We start from the raw sequence: 18,062 nt of genomic DNA, 5'->3' as shown, positions 1-18,062 counted from the left end.
AGGTTGTGCCTAGCCAACTTCTGAACGCCATGCTGCACTCTCTTTAACTAAGAGTATAGTACAGCTCTGGCAATTTCTCTTTTATTTTGCATTAAGCAAAATAAAAATGTTGCCTCCATTCAATGAAGACAACATTTTATTAATTGTTATTTTTATTCTAGTGGTACAGATCAAAACGACCCTTAGCAAAGAGCTCTTTTGAACCGCCAGTTTCCATCAATGATTTGTCCATGATGATCTTCTTCAAAGCGGATGCTGCATAGCCCTTGACCGGCTTGCCGTTACCCAAGATACCAAAGGCATGTGTGTTGCCGATCGATGCAACTGTACCAAGTGAATCATAAGTAAAGTCACCAGTTTCACGTCCGGCCAACTGAGCCAAGATGTTCTTAGCTGCCAACTCACCCATGACCAATGAGATCTGTGCTGTAGTTGGATATGGACGGCTTGATTCAGGATCCATCACTGCAGAACAATCACCGATCAAATAGACATTACGGTAATCTGGATCACGCAGATCGCTATCGACCATCACACGATCACGTTTTGCTGAGAAGCCGGAATCATCGATAACCTTGCTGCCGGAAACACCTGTCGTCCAGATGATCGTATTAGCAGTTAATTCATCTGTATCGCCTGTTTCAGCATTTGTTTGGTAAACAACTGTCTGAGGCTTGATTGCTTTGATCGGTTTGCCGGTCAAGAACTTGATCCCCCAGCTTTCGAGTTTAGCAACACCATAGTCAGCCAAATCTTCAGGCATCATAGGCAATAAACGAGTAATAGCTTCAACGACATAGATTTCGATACGTTCTGGGGCTACCCCAGCGATCTCCGCATAATCTTCACGATTATCGTTTAATGCACCTAACAATTCGACACCTGTGAAGCCTGCACCACAGACAATGATCTTTAGGTCATCAGGGTCGTGTGTTTCTTTGTAGTCTTCCATTTGTGCGAGGATATGATCATGAACTGCAACAGCAGTGTTAACGTCGACCATTGGTAATGAATTTTCATCAACACCAGGAATGCCAAATGATTCGGAACGGAAACCAACAGCAACGACCAAATAGTCGTATGAAAGAGTTTCCCCGTTATCCAAACTAACTTCTTGGTCATCACGGTCGATCTTTTCAACACTTGCCTGAACAAATGTTGTAACATCTGGGTCTACCACGTCTTCGATCGGATAAAGGATCTTTTCAGCAGGTTGTGAACCTGCAGCAACTTCGTGCAGATCAGTTGACTCATAATGATAGTCATTACGATCTACCAAAGTAATGTGAAAGCCGCCTTTGCTTCCTTGTAAAAACTTCAAGGCACGCAAGCCGGCGTAACCCCCACCTAAAATAACGATTTCTTTCATGTAAATCTCTCCTTATAGTGTAAAAATAATATAGACTAGATAAGATAATGCTTGTGCAGCTGAACCGGCTGCAAGGATCTTAACGGCGCAGGAAAAAGTTTCCTTTTTAACTTGCTTTTCCTTAAACATCTGCACATTTTTAATAACCATAGGTAATATTGCTAAGGACAACAACACTGTCCAAGGCGCAATCCCTACGATCACGGCCAATACTAGTGCTAGAACTGCTATAACGTTCATTATAACAAATAATTTGACAGAATTCTCTTTTCCCAAATAATGGGACAAAGTATAACGCTGATTTTTTTCGTCTTCCTCTAAATCACACGTATTGTTAGCTAACATTAGGTTGGAGATCCATAACGTATCAGGCAAAGAAATTAGAACAACACCCAAAACAGTGGACCAATTCCATGTAAAATCTTGGTATGTATTAATATATACACACAATAAGGTGATCATAAATCCCATCGTTGGGCCTGAAAAGACTTCGCCTAATGGTAAGCTTGATATAGGCTTAGGTCCAGATGAATAAAAGACCCCCACCAGATAACAAAAAATACCCATCACTAATACCGGCCAACCAGCGACATATGCCAACGCAATACCGATCATTGCCGAAACAAGTATCATCGAAAACATGAGTCCAAATACCACTTTCAATGATAAATGTTCTCGACCGATAATGTTAGTATTTTGCTTGTAATTTTTTTCATCAACTGCATGATGATAGTCATTGTAATTATCCAAGATGTCAACTGACATATTAAAAAGAAACATTGAAACAAAAAAAGCAACCAGCAACCCTGGATGAATAGAATGAAAATTATACCAACTATAACACGCTCCTAAAATAAAAGGCAATACACTAGCAGTTTTAGCTTTGATCTCAACTAATTCCAAAAAAACAGGAATAGGCACCATAACACCTCCAATTCAAAAAAATTATAAGCCATTTGATTTCCAAAAAGGTCGTCAACGACTTATCTTACTTACATTCTACTAGTTAACCATACAAAATATCAATTAAATGTTTTTCACATCGTCTAAAAATATGGTTTAATATAGTGTATATATTCGTTTATTTACTAGGGCAGGAAGGAATACAAACATGTTTACATTATGGGATAAATTTCCTCAAATTTACAAACAACTACATCGAGTCGAAAAATTGATCGATGACAGGCTGCATACAAATAATCCGAACGTGGAGGAACTATTAAGATCACTAGCTGAAGACCAGGGGAAACAATTACGACCGGGATTATTTTTACTATTCAGCCAACTCGGAAATCAAAAATTACATAGTGACGAAAAATTGATCAAAATCGCCGCCTCAGTTGAGATCTTGCACAAAGCAACCTTGATCCACGACGATATTATTGATGACTCACCATTAAGACGTGGTAAGATCACTGTGCAGTCGAAATATGGCAAAGATGTTGCTGTATACGCAGGGGATTTGTTATTTACAGTCTTTTTCAGTTTGTTAACTGAAGCCATGAACGGTTCTAAATATATGAGCTACAACTCACAGGCAATGTATAATTTACTAGTCGGAGAGCTCAGTCAGATGCATCTCAGATACTCACAGTCACAATTGATTGCTGATTATTTGGAAAACATCAAGGGTAAAACAGCGGCTCTATTTAAATTAGCTTGCATGGAAGGGATACACTTTACCCAACCTGATCCCAAAACCGAAGAACTGGCAGGTAATATTGGTTTAAACATCGGAGTTGCTTTCCAAATCTATGACGATATTTTGGATTATACTGGAAATATAAAAAATCTGAAGAAACCTGTTTTAGAAGATGTCGCTGAAGGAGTTTATTCTTCCCCATTATTATTCGCATTTACTAAAGCTCCGGCTGAGTTTAAACCGTTGCTTGATAAAAAACAAGACATTAGTCCGGCTGAGATCCAAAAAGTTGCAAAATTAGTTGCAAAACACGACGGTGTTAAAGACGCACAAGATCTAGCGCAACATTATACCGATTTAGCTTTGGATGAAATAGACTCATTGGCCAACCAAAAAGTAGCCAGTCAAATCAAAATAGTCGCTATTAAACTACTGAGCCGTGCTTCATGAGCAAAGATACGGCTCAATAACTAATAAAACATTAAAAAATAGGATGTAGGGATCAATAAATGATTTTCTACATCCTATTTGCATAATAAAGACTAATTCTGGTTTCGACACTTACTAGAAATCACCACGATCGATCTGCAGTAACTTCTGATAATATGAATTTTCATTTGCCAGCTGAGCCGGACTGCCGTTTAACTTCAATTCACCATCTTCGATAAAGACTACTTGGTCCATCAATGACAAACCTTGCAAATGGTGAGTGATCCAGATCAATGTTTTACCGGCTAATTCTTTGACAAAAGTTTCGATCAACTCTTGCTCAGTGACCGGGTCTAAACTAACAGTTGGTTCGTCTAGGATAACGATCGGCACATTTTGCAGCAAGACTCGCGCTAAGGCCATTCGGTGGCGCTCTCCACCTGAAAAGCGCTGGCCAGCTTCATCGACTTGGGTATCAAGTCTTTGCGGCAAACGCATTACCATTTCAGTCAGCCCAACGCGATCTAAAACATCCCATAATTCTTTATCAGACGCCTTTTCATTCCCGATTTTCAAATTATTACGAACAGTTGTCCTAAATAAATAAGGATCTTGGTGGATCACGCTAACAAACTGACTGATCTCATCGCCCAGGTCATAAACTGGAATATCATTTAAGAGGACCTGTCCGCCAACTGGCTTTAAATCCCCGCGCAACAAATGGATCAAGGTCGTTTTTCCTGACCCGCTTCGTCCCAAAATAGCTATCCTTTCACCTTGAGAAATAGACAGGTCAATATCTCTTAGCACATCTTTTTCATCGTCATCCTGATAGCGAAATCGTAAATTTTTGACCTCAATTTTTAATGGCATGGTGATACTAGAAGCAAGCTTTTGGGGCTGTGCCTTCTCTTGTTCATTATAACGGACATCCTCTTCATTATCAGATGACAGATCATTCAACCGGGCCAGAGAATCATCATAAATAGCTGTTTCTTGCGCAGCTCCAGGCATCTGGGTAAATGCATCACCTAAAGGAAAGATCACTAATACAAAAGCAGCGATCCAGTTGGCAGCACCGCCATGATCACCAGGAAATTGAAAAGCTGTCCAACATAATACAGCTATCGTGATGACCGCCACCACGACCTGAACCAGAAAGTTGCGTAAGTTTTCATTATTGGACAACTGATGGTTGACGGCTCGCAGTTTTCCCTCTTCATCATCGTGTTGTTTAACGTAATCTTGCCCCCGTTGGCTAAAGATCCAGTCTGACACACCAAGAACATTATCTGTGAGACCACTATACAAAGTATTTTTGATCGACTTTTGCTTTTCTTGTTTAGCACCGTTGATGATCATCGAAAGTAAAGGCATCAAGCTCGTCAAGATCCCCAATAACAATAGCATCACTAAGGCAAAGAACCAGGAAAAGTAACCAAGAGCAATGACTATCACAACATATAATAACCAACCAACGATCGTTGGAAAAACAGTCCGCAGGTATAGATTTTGAATATGGTCAATATCATCTGAAAAAAAACCCAAAATATCGCCAGTTTGGTGCTTATCTTTAAAGAACACTGCATCTTTTTCCAAAACATTATACAATTTAAGCCGCAGTTCACTGGTCAACTTTAAGACCCAATTATGACTTGTTAATCTTTCTAAATACCGAAAAACGGGCCGTCCGATCCCAAAAGCACGTGTTAAAACGATCGGAACGTACACTAACAAAATATTTTCCGGTAATGACGCAGATCTACTGATCAAATACCCCGAGTTAAACATTAACGCTCCAGCACAGAAAAACGTCATAAAGCCTAAAAGCAAAGCAAGGATCATGGACTTAGCATATTTAGACAAAAAGGGTTCGATCCAAGTATCATTTTTTAATAGCTTAAAAATCCTCATTTAGATCCTCCCCATTGCTTGGCTTAACTGAACTAAAGCACCATTTTTCTGCCTTAATTCACCCAAAGTCCCTGTCTCAACGACTTGTCCGTGATCAAGGACAATAATGCGATCCATCTCATTCATCCAGTGCAGCCTATGTGTTGCAAAGACCACTAAATGATCCTTCATCAGCGGTAACATTCTTTCCTTCAATTCAACTTCAGTTTCAATGTCTAAGTGAGCTGTTGGTTCATCAAATAAAATAATACGCCTGCTTTGATCTAACAAAGCACGAGCCAAAGCTATCCGTTGCGCCTGTCCGCCACTCAAGCTCCTAGCTCCTTCACCGATCATGGTTTGTGATCCCTCCGGCAATTCACGTACTAATTCTTCCAAACCAACAACTTTTATAGCCTCGTCCACTTGTTGGTCAGTCGCTTCTTGATGATAAAAAACAATATTATCATGTAAGCTAGCATGAAAAATGTATGGATCTTGAGGGATATATATAATTTGTTTTTGCCAATCAGGCTGTTTGAATGAGTCCAACTGTACTCCATTCAGATCGATCTTAGCATGACTAGGTTGGATAAAGCCGCTCAACAAATTGATCAGAGTAGATTTCCCCGACCCACTCAAGCCGATCACACCAATTTTTTGGTAGCCGTTGATCTCAAAAGAAAACTGATTATTTTGACTAGTTTCTTCATAAGAATAAGACATTTTGTTAACGGTCAAATGGCTATGTTCATCCCATTTTGGCAAAGTCTTAACGGCTGGGATGTTCTCATCAAGCTCCAAGATCTCATTGATCGCACTAAAAGCGTTTTTTCCGTTCAATGTAGCGTGGTAATCATTAGAAAAATCACGGATCGGTAAGAAATATTCCGGACTTAGCGTCAAAATCACCAAAGCTGGATATAATAATATCTTACCTGAGATCAAATGCAGGCCTAAAAAGACCGCCACTACCGCAATCGAAAGTGTCGTAAAGAAATCAAGTGCAAATGTCGACAGGATCGCGATCTTCAAAGTATCGATCGTAGCTTTGCGAAATTTTTCGCTAGTGTCGAAAATACTTTTCCCATATTTTTTGCTCAAACCAAAGAACTTTAAAGTATCGATCCCACGTAACGAATCAACAAAATGATTTGATAAGATCTGGTAGGAAGCATACTGCTTGTCAGCTTTGTTTTGAGCAGCATAGCCTAAAACGATCATAAAAATAACATCGACTGGCAAAATAACCAGCAAAAATAGTGCTGATTTCCAATCATAAACTGCAATCCCGATCAAAACCACAAAGGGAATGATCATCATATTGATGATCTTAGACAAACTCAAACTCAGGTAATCTTCAACCTGATCGATGCCTTCCAAGGCCATAGTTGTCACATTACCCGTCCCTTCTTTTTGCGTGATCTCTGGGCCAACATGAAAGATCTTACCTAAGAGTTGATTTCTGATCTCTTGTGATCGCTGACTCGCAAAACTATCTAAACGCTGCTGTTTTATGTATATACACAAATGACGCAGCGCGTATAGCACTACGAACCATACGAGCCACGTTATTTGTGCAGACAATGGATCCCCATTCCATAATCCCACTATTGCGCGCGAGATCATGATCGTCTGACCGATGATCGCGCCAGACTGGATCAATGTTAACAGCATCAACAATGACATAATTCCTTTGGCACCTGGGAGCTCCATTATCCTTTTATCTAACATTATTTATTGTTCACCGTCTCTTTTTAAGCTTAACTATTCACTAATATTGTACGCTTTTAGTTTTACTTTTCTTACCGGAAACACGTTTTCTAAAGATGTAGTACGTCCATCCAATATACAGTAAAACAATTGGCAAAAATGTGCAAACGACGATCGTCATTACCTTTAAGGTGTAAGGCGACGATGAAGCATTAGTGATCAACAAATCGAATTTCGAATTAGTTGAGCTGATCATCAAACGTGGGAATAAGCCTTGGAACAACAAAGCAACTAAAGCAACCAAAGTCAAGCCGCTCGTAGCAAAGGCAATCCCTTCATTGTTTTTGATAACTGCAACATGTGCGATCACCGTTAACAAAACGATCACTGCCAAAAGACTTAAAGTACCTGCAAAATGAACTTCAAAGAAGTCTGTCTTAAAATACAGCAAAACTGCAAAAACAACCAAACCTACATATAAAACTGGGTATAATACTTCAGCGAATCTTTTAACGCGATCACGCAACGGCCATTCTGTTTTGAGGCCGATGTAATTCAAGCCGTGTAGGTACGCCAACAAAGTTAAAGCTACACCACCAACAATGGAGAAAAGATTTACATAGTCGGTAAAGCCTGCCCAAACATTCCCCTGAGAATCCATTGGCATACCCTGGATCAGACTAATAAACATGATACCAAACATGAAAGGGACTATAAAACTACCCAATGCAAGCGTCAAATCCCAGATACCTTTTTTACTTGGATCAGTCCGGCTTCGGAATTCAAAAGAAACTCCCCGAATGATCAAACCAAATAAAATAATGAACAAAACAAGGTAATAACCTGAAAACAAAGACGAGTACCAATATGGGAAAGAAGCAAACATCGCACCGCCGGCAGTGATCAACCAAACTTCATTACCATCCCAGACTGGCCCGATCGAAGAAACAACTTGGTCTCGTTCGTCTTCGTCTTTAGCGAGCGTTAAAACAGACATCCCAACACCGTAATCAAATCCTTCCAAAAAGAAAAATCCGGCAAACAAGACGCCAATGATAATAAACCAAACCAATTGCAAAGTTGACATTATTCAAACGCCTCCTTGTTAAATGGATCAACGTCTTGCTCAGAGCTCAATGGTGCATTGGTCGTTTCACCATCTTCGTCTTCCGGACCTTTCTTTAGCTCTTTGACGACCAAAGCGACCATCACAGCTGCTAAACCGGAGAACAATAGGAAGTAAATGATGTTTGACGTTAACAATGACCCAACTGACACATTAGGTGAAACACTATCTTTGATCGTAAATAAACCATACACTGTCCAAGGATAACGACCGAGTTCTGTAACAAGCCAACCAGAAGTGTTTGTTATAAACGGTACAAAGGTGAATAAACCAACGATCCATAACATCCACTTTTGTCTAAACAAAAGCTGACTCTTTTTGCGAGCAAAGTAGAGTCCTAAAACAGATACACCAAGCATCGCCATGCCAAAAAGTGCCATAATATGGAAAGACCAGAATAAAGTGTTTACTGGTGGATAATAGTTGTTTTCATCCCCATATTTTGCTTGAAGATCCTTGTTAGCAGAATCCATTCCCTGAATAGAGCCAGATGGCTTATGGTAAGACAAAATACTCAACATATATGGGATCTTAATACTAAACTTATCCGTATGATCTTTAGTATTCATAAAGTCAACCAGTTTCCAAGGGGCAGGATCAGGAGTATCCTCCTTTTCACCTTCAGTTGCAGCAAATTTCATCGGCTGATCTTTGATCAAAGCCTGCATTTGCAGATCACCGGCTTCAAAAACAGCGAGCGAACCGACTAAACCAACGAGTAAACCTAATTTTAAAGACCGTTTGAAAAAGTCCGTTTCTTTTAACTTTTTATTCAAAAGTTTGAAGGCAGACATGCCGGCGATCAAAAAACCGCCCATGGCGATCGCACCAGCAAGAACATGCGCAAATTCATACCAGGCTTGCGAATTGGTGATCAGTTTAGGGAAACTAGTCATCACAGCACGTCCGCCCTTGATCGCATAACCTGTAGGATGCTGCATAAAAGCATTAGCCGTAATGATCCAGAAGGCTGATAGCATGGAAGCTATCGTTACCAACCACATAAAAGTTGCGTGCAGCCATGGCTTGACCATCTTCCACGTAAACATCCACAAACCAAGAAATGTTGACTCCATAAAAAACGCCAACAAGGCTTCAATAGCAAGCGGAGCACCGAAAATATCACCCATAAACCGCGAATAATCTGACCAATTCATCCCAAACTGGAATTCTTGAATGATACCTGTGACCACGCCAACTGCAAAACTAAGTAAGAAAATATTTCCCCAGAACTTAGTCATGCGTAGATACATCTTATCTTTGGTCCGAACCCACATTGTTTCCATAATAGCAACTACAAGTCCTGTACCAATTGAAAAAGGTACGAAAAAAAAGTGGAAGATCGTTGTCATCCCAAATTGAAAGCGTGCCAAACTCACAAAATCCATTCACAACCCCTCCTTAATAAAATTTTATAAACCAGTCAGTTCTTACTATACACCGAACGGAGAAAAAAAACAATTACCTAAGTAATTTAATATTGTATAAAATTTAAAACTAGTCGTCCTTTTTGCTAAAAGAAATATCAGCTTTTTGACGTACCGTCTCCCTCAAATAGCCACGACATTAGCAATACATTTTTGGTAAAAGAAAAACCTTAATATCCGGCAAAGAGTTTGCCAAAATATTAAGGTCAATACAAAATAACTAGATCTTACAATAAATCTTTTGTATCAGATTCCAGTGATGGGAAGAGATAAACTAAGCGACCCAATTCTTCTGGACCCCAACCAAATTCAATCGCTGGGAGGATAGAGTTGATAGCATTATCAGCCTTTTCGCTTACTTCAGAAGCACCAACGATCTTATGCTCAGAATCATAAACGATGGTATTCTTAGCATATGACTCATTATCAACTAAACGATACCAGCCGTCTAACAGGTCATTTTCATTAACTGAGTAGTTACTATCATCAGCAACAGAAGCTGGGTCGACACCAACTTGCGCAATTCTTGGTGAAGTAAATACTACTGAAGGAATTGCTGGATAAACAAGTGGTGCATCAGTTTCTTTGCTGAACAATTTCATCAAGTATGTTGTTTCATAAATAGCAGTTGGTGTTAACTTAGGCTGTTTCTTATCAACCACGTCACCAGAAGCATAAATGCTGTCAACGTTCGTTTGTAAATGGTCGTTTACTTCAATACCATGCTCATTGTATTTAACACCGACTTCATCTAAACCAACGTTTTCAACATTCGGGATCCGGCCAGATGCATCCAAGATCCAATCTGTTTCGATCGTTTGGCCGTCGCCGTAGCTAACTGTGTACTTAGAACCATTCTTGGCAAATCCTGCTACATTGGCATTTTTTACAAATTTAACACCGCGTTTTTCAAGATCAGCAATGACATGCTCAACATAAGGCTGATGGAAGGAACGTAAAGCTTTGTCTCTGTGCATCAAAACAGTTACATCTGCACCGGCAGCATTAGCGATCGTTGCAAATTCCATGCTGATATAGCCACTGCCAATGATCGTAATATTTTGTGGCAATTCCGTCATAGCCATAAAATCAGTACTATCATTAGCGAGTTCTGTTCCCGGGATATCCAAACGATGAGGACGCTGACCAGTAGCAACAACGATCTTTTCAGCAGTCTTTTGTGTACCATCCACATCAATAGTATGTGCATCAACTAATTTCCCATGACCCTTGATGATATCAACACCTGAATCATTCAGCAAGCCACTGATGAAATCAGGCAAGCCATCGATCACTTCATGTTCATGCTTAACATTTTCTGCCCAGTTAAATGTCAAATCACCACTGACGATTTTTTTCATCCGTTCTTGGAAACGGATCAATTCAACTGGCGCATCCAAAGTGATTTTAGCATTACAGCCACGGTTAGGGCATGTTCCCCCAATCGTATCAGCCTCGATCACACCCACTTTATAACCTTTGGCGGCCAAAGGAGCGGCACCATCAAAAGTTCCGTGTCCCGCACCGATATATAATACATCATATTGATAACCATTTTCTGGCATTAGATCTGACTCCCCTTTAACAAATATTTTCTTACTCAAAGTTAGAGTACACCAAATTCTCAAAGGAACGCAAAGAAAATGCTTTTCAAGATAAGCATTTAGTTAACTAACACTTTTTTGAAATAAGTTTTTGGTGGTATGCTAGTAGCATAACTTATCAGAAAGGTTGATCCATATGACGGAATTTTCTTTAAATCAATTTTCATTAGAAAATCAAACTGCGATCGTTACTGGCGGTGCCAGCGGACTAGGAAAATATTACAGTTTAGCGCTGAGTGCGGCGCACGCATCAGTCTTTGTAGTTTCGCGATCTACGAAAGGATGGAACGAATTACGTTCCGAAGTTGAACAAGACGGCGGCAAAATTGCCTTTTTCCAACAAGACCTAACAAAAAAAGATGCACCACAAAAGATCGTAGAAGCCTGTCAACAAGAATACGGAAAAATCGATATTCTCGTTAACAATGCTGGTTTACAACTTCGCAACGACTTAGTTGACTACAAGGATGAAGATTGGCAAGCAGTGATCAACATCAACCTCAATGCGCTTTATTACCTTTCCCATGAAGTTGCAAAAGTTATGTTGCAGCAACATAGCGGTAAGATCATTAACATCGGTTCGATGCAATCTTATCGCGCTGGGAAAAGAATATTCCCATATACTTCCAGTAAACATGCGGTTTTAGGATTGACCAAAGCTTACGCCGATGCCTTGGCATCAGAAAACATTCAGGTCAACGGGATCGCTCCAGGATATGTTGATACTCCGATGACAAAAGCCCTACAAGAAGACTCTGCCCGCAACGAAGAGATCATAGATCATATTCCTGCGGGACGTTGGGCTCAACCCGAACAATTAATGGGCACCGTTGTTTTCCTTGCTAGCCATGCCGCAGACTATTTAAATGGAGTCATGATCCCTGTCGATGGCGGCTATCTTTTACGTTGACATTAGCATAAAACAGACACGCCTTGAGAAAAATACTTCTCATAAGTGTGCCTTTTTTTTATAGCCTCTTTTGATAGTGATGAAATGTCCTATTTTGTGATAGAACTACTTGAAGCAGAAAGATAGCATTTCGCTGTACTTTCTTAGTTGAATTCCACAAGCCTTGACTTTCCGCCTAATGAGACCAAAGCGAAAGCGGCTTGATACACTCTGTTTTCATAGTCGAGCTACACGAGACAAGAGATGAGCATTATCAAGTTCCGTGAAGCAGAAAGCTCCGCCTATCCCAGTCTAGCCACACAGCTCAAAAACCGCGCTATATGGCTAGACTACGATAGTGCTCGCTTTCTTCCGCTTCCTACACTCTGTTATTTAATCAAGCTTCAATTTATCATCGATATCATAAAAATGTGGATGTTTCCACCCCAGCATCTCATCTGTCAGTTGATACTTGGTGATCCCTAACCGATTATACGGTTCAAAGTAATAACTACGAGACTCCAGGCAGGTCGCAGAACGATATACCGAATAGGTCTGTTGATACCTTTTGAGTTTAGGAACAGTAACACTATTCAACAAATGCCAACTGCTGATAATTGATTCTTGTTCATTTACCGGTTGGTCCGTTTTTTCTTTATAATAAGCAGCACGGATAAATCTCCCGGTTGGCGTATATGCTGAAGATGGAACTTTCTTACCAGCAAAACTGCCCGTGCTAATGTGCGGTTCGACGGCAGAAGGGCGATCTTTTTGCAGGTCTGGTTTCAATGCCATATAATCTTGTAGTTGTTCAACTTGATGTTTAAAATTAAAGGCATTAGTCACTACTCCGATAGGATTTTCGATCACATTCATAGGTTGGACAGTTGGTTCGATGATCACGATCCGGCCAGTTGGATCCGTTGCGGCATAGTGTAATTCTGGATAACCGTACTTAACAGCTGCATTTTTCCCGCTCATTAATCTGAGCTCATCTAAATGGTCGATAATATCAGCAACGGAGCTGTACCTTCCCATCATGAAAAACGGGACCTCATAAGGTGCTAACTGCTCTGCGTCAGGTTGCGGTTCATCGTACAAATAAGTGCCATTTCTGAAAGTCAACTTTTGGACACTTAATCCGCATTCGTTAACACCATCACTCATATCAATAGCATTTTCCTTATTGCGACCGACACCGATAATAGCGTATTTATTTTTCAAAGTCCGGCCATCAAAATCTTCGACCCATTCATAATCTCGTGGAGAAAAGACTGGACCAGACTCTAATTCATGCCAGTCCATCGTCCTTGAAAACATATGGCTCCCGTCTTGAGCGACTTGCAAAATACTAGTACACATGTCAGTGCTCCTTTTCATATTTTAAAATATATTATTTTCATTATTACTTACATTTGACCAAATTAAAAGCAGACTGTTTGCCTGAAAAGATACTGCCATTTCATCTGACCGTGACACATTTACGTTGATCGTTTTGAAACAAAAAGTCTGGAAGCACCTCCCAGACCCTTGGCAACAAGTTTTTTATTCTTGTGCTTGCATTACACTTTCATCATATTTTCTTAAGACCAAATACATTATTACGTAGATGAGCATTGGTATCCAAACAAAGTTTAGGTCGATCATGTGAATGGTAGCGGCGTTTTGTGCTTGGTTTGCCACATATCCAGAAGCATCAAACATTGTCGCAGTAACTAAACCACCGATACCTAACCCTAGGTTGACGCCCCAATCGCTGGTCGAAGCCAAAAGCCCTTCAGCTTGAATCCCCATGGTAGCCCCATAAGAGATCGTATCCGCGATCATGATCGAAACTAACCCGATAACGATCCCGTTACCGATCGAATTAACGAAGATACCAGCAAATGTGAGTGACAAAAGTTTGGTATAAGCACCAACACCAATAATGATCTGTCCCAAAAGTTCAATCAAGATCCCATGCGACATGGTAGTCTTCTTACTTCTAACTTGGGTAAAACGTAAAATCAATAAAACACCAATGATCGATGCCAGCATAAAACTATTGGCCCAAGAAACTAAATCGTCATTATTATAGACATACTTGAAATAATAGATCGTTGTTTGATTCTTGATAGCCGTAGATAACCAGTATAGAAAAACAACTAGCGATAAAATGATCCACGGACGATTTTGCCGCAGCATATTAAAAACTTTGCCCAAAGGCTGATGGTTTATCTCTTCATTAGTATAACGTTCACGCACATGAATAAAGGTATTCAATATCAGAACTAACGAAATGATCCCAAAAATAATAACAGTGCCTAAAAACCCTTTTTGCTGGTTGCCTTGGCCGATCAATTTGACCAAAGGAATAGTAAACGTTGCAACGATCACCTGTACCAAACTGCCGAAGAATTGACGAATTACCCCTAAGATCGTGATCTCGCGGTCGTTTTCAGTCATTGTTGGTAAGATCGAAGTTACTGGTAAGTTAACAGCCGTGTACAAGAACCCTAACCCAAGGTATGTAACATACGCCCATACTAATTTTCCAGTCCCCGAAAAATCAGGTGTCACAAAGGTCAGAACCGCGACAGCGACATACGGTACAGTATACCACAAGAAAAACGGCCGGCTCTTCCCATACTTAGAATGAGTCCGATCGATCATTAATCCCAAAATGATACTCTCCAGAACATCCATAAAGCGAGCGATCGCAAATAAAATACCAACATCTCGAGCTCGTAGCCCGTATACATCAGTATAGAAAAACAACAAATAAGAACTCATCATTTGAAAGATCAGGTTGTCGGCTGCGTCACTTAAACCGTAACTGATCCGTTCGACCCAACCAGTTTCATAGTTCTTATCCTTCATAGTTGAAACACCTTCCTTTGCTGCGGCATTTTCATTTTGTAGCCATATTGAAAACCACCTAGTTTTACTGAAAAAGACCCGGGCTCAGTTAACGACCCGGATCTTACCAGCGATTGTTTCTTTGAGAATAAGTTAATCTTTTTCCTTTAATTCATCGTAAACTTTTCCGCCCACGATATCATTTGTCCACATCCATACCATATGGCCAACCAATTCAGACAAATGCTCATCCTTAGGTTGATCCTTAGCAGACGGAACTACATTTAACGCAGGCATAACTCCTAAGTGAAATGCTGCCCAAACGCCAATTCCGTACCAAGTACCATGATCCTTAGTGATTGCTGGGTACCGGTGACGCAAAAGCTCATAGAGGACTGCCCAAGAAACAGAGAAGCCATAATGGATGACAAAACCTGGCCATTCGATCTTATGGCCTGAAAATGTATAATTTTGGTGGATCACTTTATCGGGGATCCCTAAAAACTTCATTGTTTCGTATGGCGGATTTTTAGCGTCACGTTCCTCTGTCCGTGGCGGGAAAACATTCTCCCAGCCCATTTTAACCAAACCAGAGATCAATCCAGCGGCAATCCCAGCTCCAATTGCTTTTTTTACATTAACTGCCATTTAAAACTCCTCCTTTGTAGTTTGCATATCTGCATCCTAAACTTGATCTCCAAGCACTTCATCGTTAATAACTCTAACAAAAAGTAAGCTTTATTTCAAATAAAAGCCACTGTTTAATAAGTTTTCTCTTTTAATAAACGTCGCCACTCATTTTTAGTCAAACTATCTAAATTGTACATTTTTGTGTAGATCTGTTCCAAGATCTCTGCTCTATCCTTGGCTGAATTGACGAAATCATAACGGTCACCATCAAGTATCAATAAAGGTGATTCTTTGTACTGTCGGTTGAAAGTGTCGTAACGTCGCAACAGATCTTGGTAATAATCTTCTAAGCTAGGATCTTGTTCTGGCAACTCATATTCTCTGCCACGTATTTTGATACGTTTGATCAACGTCGAATAAGAGATATCTATCATGACCATCAAGTCAGGGGCTTTTTTATGAGCTGCATCAGGTAATTCTTCCAGCATATTCGCTAACAAGTCACGATAGGTCTCCCATTCAATTTTTGTCATATTGCCCCGGTCGTAATTCATTTTACAAAAAAGCTGGTCGGTGTAGATCGAACGATCAAGTACATTATGATCATCTTTAAAAGCTTGCTTTATCATTTTAAAACGGCGATTTAAAAAGAAGATCTGTAATAAAAACGCATAAGGATTCGTTTGCCATTTGCCGGCAGCGACAGCTTTGTTGCCTTCATAAAACAACGGCAACACCGGATTATCCGACACTGGCTCATAAAACGGCGTACTTTCCAAACGGTTGCTTAATAATTCGGTTAAACTAGTTTTACCAGCAGCTATCGGTCCTTCGATCATGATCACACTCATGCACATCCCTTCTTTACTTACAAGCTTACCTTAATTAAAAGCGATATTTAGTTATATTTCAATCAAAATGAACTAAAAAGGCTGCCACAAATTACCCGTGTCAGCCCTTCATTATCTATGTTTATTTTGAAATATCTTTAAGGATGAAAACTACCCTATCTTTATCATGCAACTTTTGTTTCTCAGCGCCTTTTTTACGGTAACATTCTTCTTGCCAATTGATCTATTTTTCTTTTTGATCTGATAAGAGACTCCCGAGCGAATTAGCAGACTCATCTGTCTGAGTGGAATTTGCATAACTAACTAAAAATATCGCTGCTGGTATCATCACAAAAAAATAAATCTCTCTTTTTCACAGGTCCGAACCTCTCATCCTTTATTTAGAGCTGTAATTTTTTGGATAGCATTTCGATATTCAAACAAATATTGTTCTTCTTGTCCTGCAGACTTTTCTTGCGCATTTTTGTCCTGTAAAAAATCAATGATCTCGGGATTATATTCTCTAACCAACCGTCCGACCGCATACGCTCCAGTCGCGCGGATCATTGGACGTGGGTCATTGTCAATGACCTCCAAGATCTGCGGCAAAGCGCTGCGGTCGCCTAAATTCGCCAAAGCAATCAAAGCGTTGCGCTGTAAGGGCTTTTTACCACGCCACGACCCCGCCATTGGTCCAAAATTTTCTTTAAATTGACGGTTAGATATGGTCAACAATGGGACTAATTCAGGAGACACCTTTTCTGGGTCGGGTTCCATATCCGAGTGAAAATGATGATCTTTCCCACGATTAAAGGGACACACTAACTGACAAATATCACAGCCATAAATAACATTATGTATCATGGGACGGTATTTTTCAGGCATCATTCCTTTTGTTTGGGTCTGATAAGATAGACATCGTTGCGCATTTAAACGCCCATCGCCTATCAACGCATCTGGTGGACAATAATCAATGCAACGAGTACAATCACCGCACTGAGAGCCCAGCGGTTCATCTGGTTCAAACTCAAGGTCTGTAATGATCTCACCCAAATAGACAAAAGAACCAAATTCTTCAGTGATCAGCAAACCATTCTTGCCAATGAAGCCTAAGCCCGCTCGCTGGGCCACCGCTACGTCAATTAATTCGCCAGTATCTACCATTGGTTTAAAATTAACCTCAGTTTCCGCCAACTCTTTGATGCGCTCGATCAAAGTATTCATTTTTTTACGCAAAACTGAATGGTAATCATCACCCCAAGAAGCGCGCGCAAAATGACCTCTTTTATATTTAGTCCGTGGTGGACGTTCTTTCATTCTTGTCGGATATGCTAAAGCGATCGCAATGATAGAACGTGGTTTATCAAAAATCAAATCAGGATCTAAACGTTCAGCTAAATTTTGATGTTCAAAACCCGAAGTATGACCAGCTGCCTTTTGGGCTACTAAACTCGGTCGCAAATGCTCAAAATCATCTGCTGTGGTAAAACCGATCTTATTGATCCCAATTTTTTGACTAACTTCGATTATTTGTTGTTTCAAGCGTGCGTTGACCAGAGCCGCCACCTCCCAAAAATTAAGCCAGATAACTAGTCTAGGACTTTCTCTAATACCAATTCAATTATACAATGAAGAATTCATAAAATTAAGCTGAAAAAATATTTGCTAACAA

At 40.2% G+C, this 18,062-nt stretch carries 14 protein-coding genes; 2 read left to right on the top strand and 12 right to left on the bottom strand.

Translation table 11 applies throughout. The features are described 5' to 3' along the window. Positions 1-157: 157 nt before the first annotated feature. Positions 158-1,369 carry an NAD(P)/FAD-dependent oxidoreductase gene (locus AC3XNE_RS07450; RefSeq protein WP_489831469.1) on the bottom strand — a complete coding sequence of 404 codons (1,212 nt, stop codon included), beginning with the start codon at positions 1,367-1,369 and terminating at the stop codon, positions 158-160. 12 nt (positions 1,370-1,381) lie between these two features. Continuing rightward, complete coding sequence (locus AC3XNE_RS07445; RefSeq protein ID WP_489831468.1) at positions 1,382-2,290, bottom strand: prenyltransferase; 909 nt, start codon at positions 2,288-2,290, stop codon at positions 1,382-1,384. Between the two features lie 190 nt (positions 2,291-2,480). Here AC3XNE_RS07445 and AC3XNE_RS07440 point away from each other — a divergent pair, with 190 nt between their 5' ends. Further along, positions 2,481-3,461 (top strand): polyprenyl synthetase family protein, encoded by a 981-nt coding sequence (locus AC3XNE_RS07440; protein ID WP_489831467.1) that lies wholly within the window; start codon positions 2,481-2,483, stop codon positions 3,459-3,461. A gap of 114 nt (positions 3,462-3,575) precedes the next feature. Here AC3XNE_RS07440 and cydC read toward each other — a convergent pair whose 3' ends face one another. The 5 genes from cydC to AC3XNE_RS07415 all read right to left on the bottom strand — a co-directional run bounded on the left by cydC (position 3,576) and on the right by AC3XNE_RS07415 (position 11,164). After that, entirely contained in the window at positions 3,576-5,354 is a 1,779-nt protein-coding gene (cydC, locus tag AC3XNE_RS07435) for a thiol reductant ABC exporter subunit CydC (protein WP_489831466.1), read from the bottom strand. Then, complete coding sequence (cydD, locus tag AC3XNE_RS07430) at positions 5,355-7,067, bottom strand: thiol reductant ABC exporter subunit CydD (RefSeq protein ID WP_489831465.1); 1,713 nt, start codon at positions 7,065-7,067, stop codon at positions 5,355-5,357. Positions 7,068-7,107: 40 nt separating this feature from the next. Further along, a complete protein-coding gene (cydB, locus tag AC3XNE_RS07425; protein WP_489831464.1) occupies positions 7,108-8,133 on the bottom strand; it encodes a cytochrome d ubiquinol oxidase subunit II in 1,026 nt (341 codons plus the stop codon). Further along, the gene (locus AC3XNE_RS07420) at positions 8,133-9,560 is read right to left on the bottom strand and encodes a cytochrome ubiquinol oxidase subunit I (RefSeq protein ID WP_489831463.1); all 1,428 of its coding nucleotides are present in this window, start codon (positions 9,558-9,560) and stop codon (positions 8,133-8,135) included. Before AC3XNE_RS07420 ends, cydB begins: the two co-directional genes overlap by 1 nt. Before the next feature lie 266 nt (positions 9,561-9,826). Beyond that, complete coding sequence (locus tag AC3XNE_RS07415) at positions 9,827-11,164, bottom strand: dihydrolipoyl dehydrogenase family protein (protein WP_489831462.1); 1,338 nt, start codon at positions 11,162-11,164, stop codon at positions 9,827-9,829. A gap of 175 nt (positions 11,165-11,339) precedes the next feature. Here AC3XNE_RS07415 and AC3XNE_RS07410 point away from each other — a divergent pair, with 175 nt between their 5' ends. Beyond that, positions 11,340-12,113: an SDR family NAD(P)-dependent oxidoreductase gene (locus tag AC3XNE_RS07410; protein WP_489831461.1), complete on the top strand. Its 774-nt coding sequence runs from the start codon at positions 11,340-11,342 to the stop codon at positions 12,111-12,113. A gap of 372 nt (positions 12,114-12,485) precedes the next feature. Here AC3XNE_RS07410 and AC3XNE_RS07405 read toward each other — a convergent pair whose 3' ends face one another. From AC3XNE_RS07405 to queG, 5 genes are all read right to left on the bottom strand, one after another. Next, on the bottom strand, positions 12,486-13,454 hold the full coding sequence (locus AC3XNE_RS07405) for a linear amide C-N hydrolase (protein WP_489831460.1): 969 nt from the start codon (positions 13,452-13,454) through the stop codon (positions 12,486-12,488). A 183-nt stretch (positions 13,455-13,637) separates the two neighbouring features. After that, a complete protein-coding gene (locus AC3XNE_RS07400) occupies positions 13,638-14,951 on the bottom strand; it encodes a glycoside-pentoside-hexuronide (GPH):cation symporter (protein ID WP_489831459.1) in 1,314 nt (437 codons plus the stop codon). A gap of 132 nt (positions 14,952-15,083) precedes the next feature. Next, on the bottom strand, positions 15,084-15,578 hold the full coding sequence (locus AC3XNE_RS07395) for a DUF1440 domain-containing protein (RefSeq protein ID WP_489831458.1): 495 nt from the start codon (positions 15,576-15,578) through the stop codon (positions 15,084-15,086). Positions 15,579-15,691: 113 nt separating this feature from the next. Continuing rightward, the gene (locus AC3XNE_RS07390) at positions 15,692-16,405 is read right to left on the bottom strand and encodes a deoxynucleoside kinase (RefSeq protein WP_489833391.1); all 714 of its coding nucleotides are present in this window, start codon (positions 16,403-16,405) and stop codon (positions 15,692-15,694) included. 375 nt (positions 16,406-16,780) lie between these two features. After that, entirely contained in the window at positions 16,781-17,932 is a 1,152-nt protein-coding gene (gene queG, locus AC3XNE_RS07385; protein ID WP_489831457.1) for a tRNA epoxyqueuosine(34) reductase QueG, read from the bottom strand. Between the last annotated feature and the right edge of the window lie 130 nt (positions 17,933-18,062).

The organism is Ligilactobacillus sp. JN-6 (Y).1 (assembly GCF_058111525.1).
The sequence above is the reverse complement of the archived record's forward strand: the minus strand, read 5'-3'. Positions and strand labels throughout refer to the sequence as shown.